Origin of the sequence: Actinomyces sp. ICM58 (assembly GCF_000283035.1) — a bacterium.
Taxonomy (GTDB): Bacteria; Actinomycetota; Actinomycetes; order Actinomycetales; family Actinomycetaceae; genus Pauljensenia.
In genome coordinates this window covers 1-9,504 of the sequence record NZ_ALIY01000064.1, presented here as the reverse complement: position 1 = coordinate 9,504, position 9,504 = coordinate 1, and the positions used below count along the sequence as shown (strand labels likewise).

Genomic DNA, 9,504 nt, shown 5'->3' with positions numbered 1-9,504 from the left:
GTCTCCCCCACGCAGCAGGTCCGCGACCCACGCGCGACCCGCGCGGAAGGCCTCGTCCGTCGTGCCGGGGATGACCTGCGCGCGCACGCCGTCGACGCGCGGGTAGGAGCCCATGAAACGCACCTCCGGCGAATAGCGGTGCAGGCCCACGAGGGCCGCCTGGACGCGCTCCTCGCGAATGTGGCCGACGATGTCAATGCTGAACGTGTAGTTGCCGAGGCCATCCCCGCTGGGTCGCGACTCGATACGCGACAGGTCGACGCCGCGCGCCGAGAACTGTTCGAGGAGGGTCAGCAGAGCGCCCGACTCGTTGACGGGCAGGGCCACCTGGATGGTCGTCTTGTCCGCGCCGGTGGGCGGGGGGACGGCGCCGGGGCGCGCCACCAGGACGAAGCGCGTGACCGCGCCCGGGTTGTCGGCGACGTCCTGGTAGAGGGCCTCGAGGCCGTAGGTGTTGACGGAGACCGCGTTGCACAGGGCAGCATCGAAGGAAGCGTCCCCGTCCGAGAGGAGCTCGGCGGCCGCCGCCGTCGACGTGGCGGGCACGTGGATAGCACCCGGGAAGGTCTCCTCGACCCAGCCGCGGCACTGCGCCCACGCGTGGGGGTGCGTGCCGATGCGGCGGATGTCCTCGGCGCGCGTGCCCGGCAGGACGGCGAGCTGGAAGACGACGTGCACGTGCATCTCGGCGACGATGACGAGGGGGTCGCCGTGCGAGAGGGAATCCAGCGTCGCGTTAACGCCGCCCTCGATGGAGTTTTCGATCGGGACGACGGCCCGGTCGGCCTCGCCGCGGCGCACCGCCGCGAGCGCCTGGGGGGCGCTCGTCATGGGCAGGAGGACGGCTCCGGCGGGGGCGACCTGGTGGACGGCCTGTTCGGTAAAGGTGCCGAAGGGGCCGAGGAAGGCGATGCGAAGCTTGTCACCGAGGGGCGCGGGGCCGGGAATGTTCGTCGTCATGGTGTCAAGGGTATCGACACGCCCCGGGGCCCGGCATTCGCACGGGCGCGCCAGCTGCGCATTGTGGCCTATCGCGCGAGGTAGGGGGATGCGGGCGCGCCCGCATCCCTCGCACGCCTCGTCTTGACAGGCGCGCTGCTACTCCTGGCGGGACTTGATGCCGTCGGCGAATGCGTCGTGGCCGCCGCCGGGGGTGACGTCGCCGCAGGCAGTGATCTTCCACAGCTTCGCGGTGCCGCCCGCGTCAACCAGTTCGAAGCCCGTGGAGGTGTCGACCCCGTATAGGCCGGGGCTGCGCGAGGAGCGCATGAAGTTGTAGTAGGCGCCGTCTTCTTCCTCGTAGAAGTGGGTGATGCCGAGCTCGCGCACGACCTCGCACACCTCGGGGTCGGTGGCGATGTCGTGGAAGCGCTGGGTGAGGACCCGCTGGGAGGCGACATCCTCGTTGGCGGTGGTGAGCTGCGGGAAGACGGCCTTGCGGCTCGCGAGCAGCTCGGAGTATGCGGCTCCCGCGATCGGGTCGCCGAGAATGAGGGCATCAGGCGTGGTCGTGTACTTCATGCGCCTGAGCATGGCGAGTTCGCCCTTGGTGGCCATGCCGGGCTTGCCCAAGTGCGCGGGGTCGTAGACGGAGGCGACCGCGGAGTTGCGTGCGTCTATCGCGCCGAAGCCGGACAGGATGAGGATGAGGGCGCCGACCCCGACCTGGACGGGCCATCGGGGCGCCTCGACGTTGGTGTCGACGCCGCGGTCTTGAAGGATGCGGCGCAGCGAGGAGGTCCACGCCGCGTGGATGACGTGGACGATGGCGGCGAAGCCGACGGCCATGAGGACGGTCAGCGCGATGTCTTCGACGCCCATGATGCGTCGGGCGTCCTTGTACCAGGGGGCCAGCAGGTAGGTGCGTAGCGCGGAGTTGGGCGCGTATGCGAGCCCGGTGAGGGCGGCGAGGATCAGGTAGGAGACAAGCGGCCACGCGGGCATGGGCGCGGCCTTCTCTTCGGTCGAGACGGGGCGCGCCGAGGCCCGGGTGCCCTCGTCCTCGCCGGTGGCCTCGCCGGTGGCCTCGTCGGTGTCCTCGGAAAGCCCCGCCTGGGCGGCGGCGCTCGCGAGGGGGTCGCGGCGGCGCAGGAGCGTGTCGAGGTGCGCGGTCACCGCGATGCCCGCGATGAGGAGGACCGTCTGGAGGAGTGCCCACTGGGCGGTGGCGGCGGTGCTGGCGAAGGGAGGGTAGGGCACGAAGGCGTGCGCGAAGGCCTCGCCCCAGCTACTTCCGGCTCGCGGGTACTTGCTCATCGCCTGAATCTTGGGGGAGGCGAGGGCGATGAGGGGAAGTGCGACGACGGCGAGGCCGACGGCCGCCCAGACAATGGCGAGGAGTTGGCCGCGCCCGTCGCGCCCGAGGGCGGCGCGCGCGAAGGAGGAGATGGACGCCAGGAGGGGCGCCACGAGGAAGGCAAGGAGGGAGAAGGCGGCGCTCGGGTGGGCTCCGACGAGGCCGAGGCACCCGATGGCGAGGAACACTCCCTGCGGGATGCGGCGGGCGAAGGAGCGCACGCCCTCCCCGTCGCTCAGGTCCGACGCAAAGCGTCGGCCGGCGACGATGGCGGCGGCGGCGAGGCCGGGAACGAGGACCGTGCCCGTCGCGTTGGGCCACTGGTTGTACATGGTGAGCGCGTCGGCGGGCATGTTCAGGAGCGTGCCGGCGATGACCGGGGCGGCGAGGAGCGCGCTGCGCGACGCGGTGAGCACGGAAACGAGGGCGGCCAGGCCGATGACCCACACCGCCATGAGGGCCAGGGAGGAGACGTTGGCGGTCTGGACGACCGAGTCGTAGCGGGCGAAGAGCGCGACGAAGGCGTGCCAGCCCGTCGGATAGTAGACGCGGCGTCCCCCGTAGAGCTCGTGGAGTCCGCCAAAGGGGCTGGCATCCTTGCCGTAGAGGATCGCGTGGACGCCGTTCTGGTGGAAGGTCGGGTCCCACTGCTGGACCGGGTTGGCGGGGTCGGCTCCCCTGATGAGCGGCCACGCGGCCAGGAGGAAGCCGACGAGGACCGCGCCCCACGTGGCGGCACGGATCGCGGCCTGCGCGGCGCCGATGGGGGCGCGCACGCCCAGGGCCTGACGGAACGGCACGCCGTTGAGGGCGAATCCGCCGTTCGTCCGGTGGAAGTAGCTCAGTGCCCAGGTGAGCGCGCCGCCGAGGGTACTGAGCCCGAGGACGGGCATGACCGTGGAGGGCTCCCACTCGATGTCGAAGGCCGGGTAGGCGACGGAGAGGAAGGTGATCAGGCCGAAGGTAAACGCGGGCGCGGCGCCGATCGCGACGAGCGACGAGCGCGAGCCGGCCCGCAGCCACATGAAGCCTGGCAGCACCAGGGCGACCATCATGGCCAGCAGGGTCGGGACCAGCATCCACCAGGCCAGCATGGCTTACTCCTTGTCGTTGCCGGCGCGACGCTTGCCGACCATCTCGATGATGACGGGCAGGACGGAGGCCAGGATGATGACGGCCAGGATGAGCGTCAGGTTGTCGTGCACGAAGGGCACGTTACCCAGGAGCGCACCCACCAGGATGAAGCCCGCGCCCCAGATGACGGATCCGAGCGTGTTAAACAGCAAGAACTTCGGGTAGGGGTAGCGGGCCATGCCGGCGGCGAGCGGAATGAAGGTGCGCACGAAGGGGATGAAGCGCCCGATGACGAGGGAGCGACCGCCGTAGTTCGTGAAGTAGTGCTCCGCCTTCTCCAGGTGCTCGGTCTTGAGGATGCGGGCGTTCGGCTTGAAGAAGCGGCGCCCCCACTTGGCGCCCAGGAAGTAGCCGATTTGCGCGCCGACGAAGGCCGCGGCGACGACCATGAGGATCAGGGTCGGCAGGTGCAGGCCCAGGCGGTCATGCAGCAGGCCGGCCGTGAACAGCAGGGATTCGCCGGGCAGCACGGGGAAAAGCACGCCGGATTCGATGAGGACGATGAGCATCGTTCCCCACAGGACCCACGGCCCCATGGCGACAAGCAGAGTCTCAGGATTCTTAAACCACTCGATAACAGTGCTCAGCATCGACGGATCCGATGCTGCCGCGAGTGTAGACCAGGTCACGATAGAGCCCTTTTCTGCCGGGAATGTGTCTCCCTAACCCTACCTTTGTTGACCGCGAATATAGGATGGTCAGCATGAGGAAGCGCAAGGAGTCACACGACGGCACGCCGGTCGTCGATACGAACATCCTGTTCGTCCCCTCCTCGGCCGAGGACCCGTCCGCGCTCGGGGTCGAGGGTCTGATGGGCATGATCGACGAGGCCGGGGCCGCGACAACCCCTGCCCCGCCGCCGGAAGTCCCCATGTCCGAGGCCCGCACCGAGGTCTTGGACGCCATCGTCACCCCCTCGACGACGCAGCCCGTCGTGATGCCCCCCAGCTTTCCTCCCGTCCTCGCCACGCATCCGGGTCCCGCCCCGGCCTCGCCGATTCACCCCGCCGCCGCCCCAGCTCCGCCAATGCCGCCGCTCGACGCGCCGGGGAATCTCACTCCCCCTCCCCCGCCCGCTCCCGCGATGACCGAGCCCCCGCTTCCCTCCGCCGCTCCCGAAGTCGGCGCCCCTCTCGCCCCCGCAGCGCCTCTCGCCCCCGCGCCTCTCATCCCCGAGGCGCCGAGCGAGCCGATGCTCGCAGCGGACGCGGTTCAGGAGAATGTCCCGGCCGACGCGCCCGCGCCCGCCGATCCTCCCGCGCCGAGCGACGACGCGATCACCGATATGACCGAAACCACAGACTCGGCCACCAACGCGACCGAGGCCCCTCGCGAGGAACGCGAATCCGACGCTGAGGACACGCCCACCGCCGCAGAGTCCAGCGACGAGGCCGCGGTCTCTGCCGTCGTCGTCCACGCCAAGAGCGGTGAGGTCGCCCTGCCGGTCCCCGCGCGCAGGCTCCGCCTCCCGCGCCCCGCCTACATCGCCGACCGCATGTTCACTCTCCGGCGCCGACGCGAGGACGTCGTCGACGTCGTCATCGCCCTCATCGCGATCGTCGGCATCTGGACGATCGGCACGGTGGCCAGCGCCACGACGCACGGCGTCACCATGGACGTCCTGCAATTCCAGCTCGTCCGCAAGATTCTGATCCTGCCCGTCAACCTGGTCGAAGGCCTCATCATCCTGATCACGCCGATCCTCGTGATCGTCTCCCTCGCCTTACGCAGGCGCCTCCAGGCGATCATCCAGGCCCTCGTCACGAGCGTGATCGCGGCGGTCGGCGGATGGACCATCATCGTGCTGACAGGCCTCCTTCCCGCCTACCTGACCGCTCCCCTGAGTGTGGACCGCGCGATCGCCACGCAGGGCCACCAAACCGGCCTCGCTATCGCGATCAACCTGGTCATCGTCACCCTGTGCGCCCTCTTCACCTCCGCCGGCGAAGCCCAGTCCATGAAGGCCATTCGCTGGGGCTGGACGGGCCTGTGGATCATCCTGGTCCTGGGCGTCCTGCGCTCCTCGATGACCCTGCCCGTCGCGTTCATCTCCGTGTTCATCGGCCGCGCGTTCGGCTCCGGCTCACGCTGGGTCATGGGATTCGACGACCAGCGGGCCAAGGGCGCCGCCCTCGTGGAGGCCCTCCTCGGTATCGGCATCACCCCCTCGCGCATCGTGCGCACCGACCTGGACACGTCGACCGAGCCCCTGTCCACGTGGGCGGTCGCGGAGAACGCCCGCGGGCGCCTCACCCAGATGCCCGCCGACCTGGGCGACATGGGCGTCACCGTCACGCGGCGCCCCGACCCCGACCACCACCGCCACTACCAGGTGTGGAGCGACACCGGGCTGGCCTATGAGCTCATCGTCATGGATCCGGGCCAGGAGCTGACGGGCACCCTCCTCGAGATGTGGAACAACCTGCGGCTGCGCGGCATCAGCAGGTGGGTGTCGCCCTCGCTCAAGGCGCAGGCGGAGCGCTCGTCGTTCACGACGCTGCAGGCCCTGCGCGCCGGCGTCTTCACCCAGGAGCCCATCGCCATCGCCTCGGCGAACGACTCCATCATCATGGTCCTGTCCGCCCTCCCGCCGACGACGCCGCTCACGGAGCTGGGCGAGCAGGCCTCGGACGAGGTCCTGGACCGCGCGTGGGAGCAGCTGCACTACGCGCACACCCGCGGCATTTCGCACCGCGCCCTCACGCCCGAGGCCGTCGTCGTCGATGCCTCCAACGACGTGTGGCTCCTCGACTGGGATTCCGGCGAGGTGGCGACCACCGAGCTGAACCAGTCGATTGATATCGCCCAGATGCTGGTCCTCACTGCCCTGGCCGTGGGTCCCGAGCGCGCCCTCGAGGCGGGGCGCCGCTGCGTCGGCGAGGACACGCTGATCGCGTGTGCGCCCGTCATCCAGAAGCCCGTCCTGCCTGCCTCGATCAACCAGCGCCTGCGCCGCTCCGACCTGCTGGGCGAGCTGCGCGCCGCCCTCGTGGGCGACTCCGAGGCCGAGACCGCGCCGACGGCCGACCTGCAGCGCTTCCGCCCCCGCACGATCTTCACGATCGCAGTGGCCTTCATCGCGGTCTTCATCGTCGTTTCCTCGCTGAACTTCAGCGATCTCGTCTCCACCGTCACCAGCGCGAACCCGTGGTGGATGGCGGCGTCCGCGGTGCTCGCGTGCCTCATTTGGGTGGGCTCCGCGGTGCCGCTCATCGCATTGTCTCCCGAGAAACTGCCCTTCAAGGACACGCTGATCGCACAGGTTGCTGCCTCGATCATCACGATCGTCGCGCCCGCGGGCGTGGGGCCTGCAGCCCTGAACCTGCGCTACCTGCGCAAGCGCCGCGTCCCCACGGCGATGGCCGTGACAACGGTGACGCTCATGCAGATTTCGCAGGCGCTCATCACGATCATCCTGCTGATCCTTGTCATGGTTAGCGCGGGCTCGTCCCTGTCCGTGTCCGTCCCCTACGGCACGATCCTCGCGATCGTCGCGCTCGTCATGGTCGCTGTCGGCGTCATCGTCGCCGTGCCGAAGGTGCGCCGCTGGATCTGGGCGAAGATTCAGCCGACCTACCAGCAGGTCTACCCGCGCCTCCTGTGGATCGTCGGGCAGCCTCGACGTCTGGCGGCCGTGGTCGGCGGCAACCTGCTCATGAACATCGGCTACGTGGGCGCCTTCTGGACCGCGATGGTGGCCATGGGCGGTTCCCTGAACTTCTCGACGGTCGCCATTACCTACCTGACGGCGAACGCGGCGGGGTCCTTCATCCCGTCGCCGGGCGGTATCGGTACGGTCGAGACGGCCCTCACCTCGGGCTTGACGGTCGCTGGCGTGTCGTCGTCCGTTGCAATCGCGACCGCCCTGCTGTACCGTCTCGTCACCTTCTACGGGCGGATCCCCTTCGGGTGGCTCGCCATGAAGTACATGGAGAAGAAGGATCTGATCTGAGGCTTACGCATCCTGTGCCTCGGCCCTGGGGATGCTCACGGGGCTCGCTCCTCCTTGCGTGCGCCGCGGGGCTCAGATGTGTACCGCGAGTTGGCTGCGCGTCACTCCGGATGAGGCCGAGGCTGGGTCATGCGCGACATCAGGGCACGAGTATGACCCACTTCTAGTTCCTTCTAATTTGAATCATATTTGAAGCAACTGGACGTTTCGTCGCACCGCAAGATTCTCGTCCCCCATCTCAGTCATAACAACCGTGGCGCATATGACACTCGCACTACTCGTCGACTCCCTGAACCCGGCGTTGAAGATCTGGAACCGGGTACCACTCGAAACTCCGGCCACGCTTGACACGCATCAGGTATCCCCCATCCTCAAGGCCACGCAGATCGACATGCGCCGTCTGCAGCGTCACCCTGTACCTGTCCGCATGTGCAGCAGCTGTCACAGTGAAAGCAGAATCCTTTAACGCTTCCTCAATGACCCCGATCTGTCGATTATTGAGCTCGGTGCGCCTCAGAAGATGCTTCATCTGTCCCATCTCCTTAGACTTTCTCGCCAGATACTCATGCAGCTCACGAATTGCTCGACACATGACCTCGGCGTGCCAGATGAGGAAGTAGGTGAGATCCCCTTCATCCTGCTCAACCTCAAGGAACGAACGGGCATACTGCGCGGGCGCTTTGTGCAGAAGCCTTGAGACAGGCACGAAGTCCATGAGAAAGAAGCCCTCACGAAGCATGACCCACTGGGCGATGACGCGGGCTGTGCGCCCGTTCCCATCGACGAAGTAATGGTCGTAGCCCATCATGAAATGAACGACGAGCGCCCTCACGAGGGGCGGCACATATTGCGACGCATACTCCCCCACGCCATTGGCGAAGTCGCACAGACGCTGGAGCCGTTCAGGCAACTCCTCGGCCGGCGGCGGCACATGCAGCAGCTGCTCATCGCCTTCACTTCCGTAGATACGAATTCGCTCCTCACCCTGGCGCTGCAGGCGCCCTGCATCCTCCGCCTCGTCGAGCGTCCCATCTGTCACGATGCGGTGGACCCCGCAGATGAATTCGGGAGTGAGCTCCTCACCCAAGTGATCGCGCACGAATTCGAGGGCAAGGAAATTGTTCAGAATCATCCGCTCCGAGCGAGTGCGCGGATCCTTCTTTTCTCGAAGCATCTTTTTCGCGTCACGCCGCGTCGTAGACGCCCCCTCCATCTGGGAGGAGGTGATCGCCTCTTCGTAGAGAGAGTTGATCAGGTACCTATCCCTCACCCCCTGCGTCGCCACCTCTGCGGGCAGCTCCACCTGACCGCGTGCCTGTGCCGTAATCTCCTCATTCAACCGCAAGAAGCGATCTGGGAGATTAAACGTCAGGCGCGTCCCATCCGTCATGATGAAGGGAGTGGGCCGGGCCGTCGAGGCGCGCGCAGTGCGCACCGCGTACCACCACTCCTCACGCATCAGCCCATCTGGCACCGGCTCGGCACGGAAGTAATACTCCCACGGGCGATACTCTGGATCGTCCAGTCCGCCAGCGAGGGCACGGAGAACGAAGAGATGTCGCTCATCATCCGCGTTCGCCAAACTGGCGATGACGCGTTCGCGCAGCTCGTCAAGCCGATAGGGCGGAGGGACAGGAGTCTTCATGACTGCTCCGTTCACACAAATGTCAGATTACTTCTAATTTAATCTTAATTTGAAGCAAGTAGAAACACAGGCGCATCAGGTCGCAGGATTCCACGTTCGAAGAACGGCGCTCACCCCCGCCTCGCCCGACGCCGCCGCGGCGCTACTGCACTCGCATCTCGCCCTCGATCGCCGCCAGCTTCACGCCGCTCACGGCCCGGATCGCATCCAGCGACCCGGCGGGCGCGCGCAGCGCGTAGCCCTGGAAGACATTGCGATACTCGCGTTCCACGGTCACGGAGGCGCCCGGAAAAATACCGGCAACGGCCTCGTTGATCGAGGCGAGCGTGGCCTCGCGGTCCGCCCCCTCCTGAAGGTGCACGACGATGACGACGAGCCGCGCCGGATCGTCGTCGCGACTCGGCGCGCCCGAGGCTACCTCTCCGCTCTGCCCGCCCTTCGGGGTCAGCGCGGTGTCGGCGTCGCCCCCGGGCAGGG

Annotated in this window: 5 protein-coding genes and 1 pseudogene; 1 reads left to right on the top strand and 5 read right to left on the bottom strand. The window is 67.6% G+C overall.

The features are described from left to right. The 3 genes from pheA to HMPREF1138_RS03325 form a co-directional block, all read right to left on the bottom strand. Positions 1–960: prephenate dehydratase (gene pheA / locus HMPREF1138_RS03335; protein ID WP_009056516.1), on the bottom strand; the 960-nt coding region annotated here is incomplete at its 3' end. Between the two features lie 138 nt (positions 961–1,098). Beyond that, on the bottom strand, positions 1,099–3,390 hold the full coding sequence (locus HMPREF1138_RS03330) for a DUF6541 family protein (RefSeq protein ID WP_009056520.1): 2,292 nt from the start codon (positions 3,388–3,390) through the stop codon (positions 1,099–1,101). 3 nt (positions 3,391–3,393) lie between these two features. Next, entirely contained in the window at positions 3,394–4,020 is a 627-nt protein-coding gene (locus HMPREF1138_RS03325) for a DedA family protein (RefSeq protein ID WP_039936688.1), read from the bottom strand. A gap of 113 nt (positions 4,021–4,133) precedes the next feature. Here HMPREF1138_RS03325 and HMPREF1138_RS03320 point away from each other — a divergent pair, with 113 nt between their 5' ends. Next, complete coding sequence (locus tag HMPREF1138_RS03320) at positions 4,134–7,382, top strand: lysylphosphatidylglycerol synthase transmembrane domain-containing protein (protein ID WP_009056521.1); 3,249 nt, start codon at positions 4,134–4,136, stop codon at positions 7,380–7,382. Positions 7,383–7,656: 274 nt separating this feature from the next. Here the strand turns inward: HMPREF1138_RS03320 and HMPREF1138_RS03315 are convergent, their stop codons facing one another. Together HMPREF1138_RS03315 and HMPREF1138_RS11220 are read right to left on the bottom strand one after the other, a co-directional pair. Further along, a complete protein-coding gene (locus tag HMPREF1138_RS03315; RefSeq protein ID WP_039936686.1) occupies positions 7,657–9,027 on the bottom strand; it encodes a Fic family protein in 1,371 nt (456 codons plus the stop codon). A 142-nt stretch (positions 9,028–9,169) separates the two neighbouring features. After that, positions 9,170–9,504: pseudogene (locus HMPREF1138_RS11220) on the bottom strand (hypothetical protein); the annotation flags it as partial.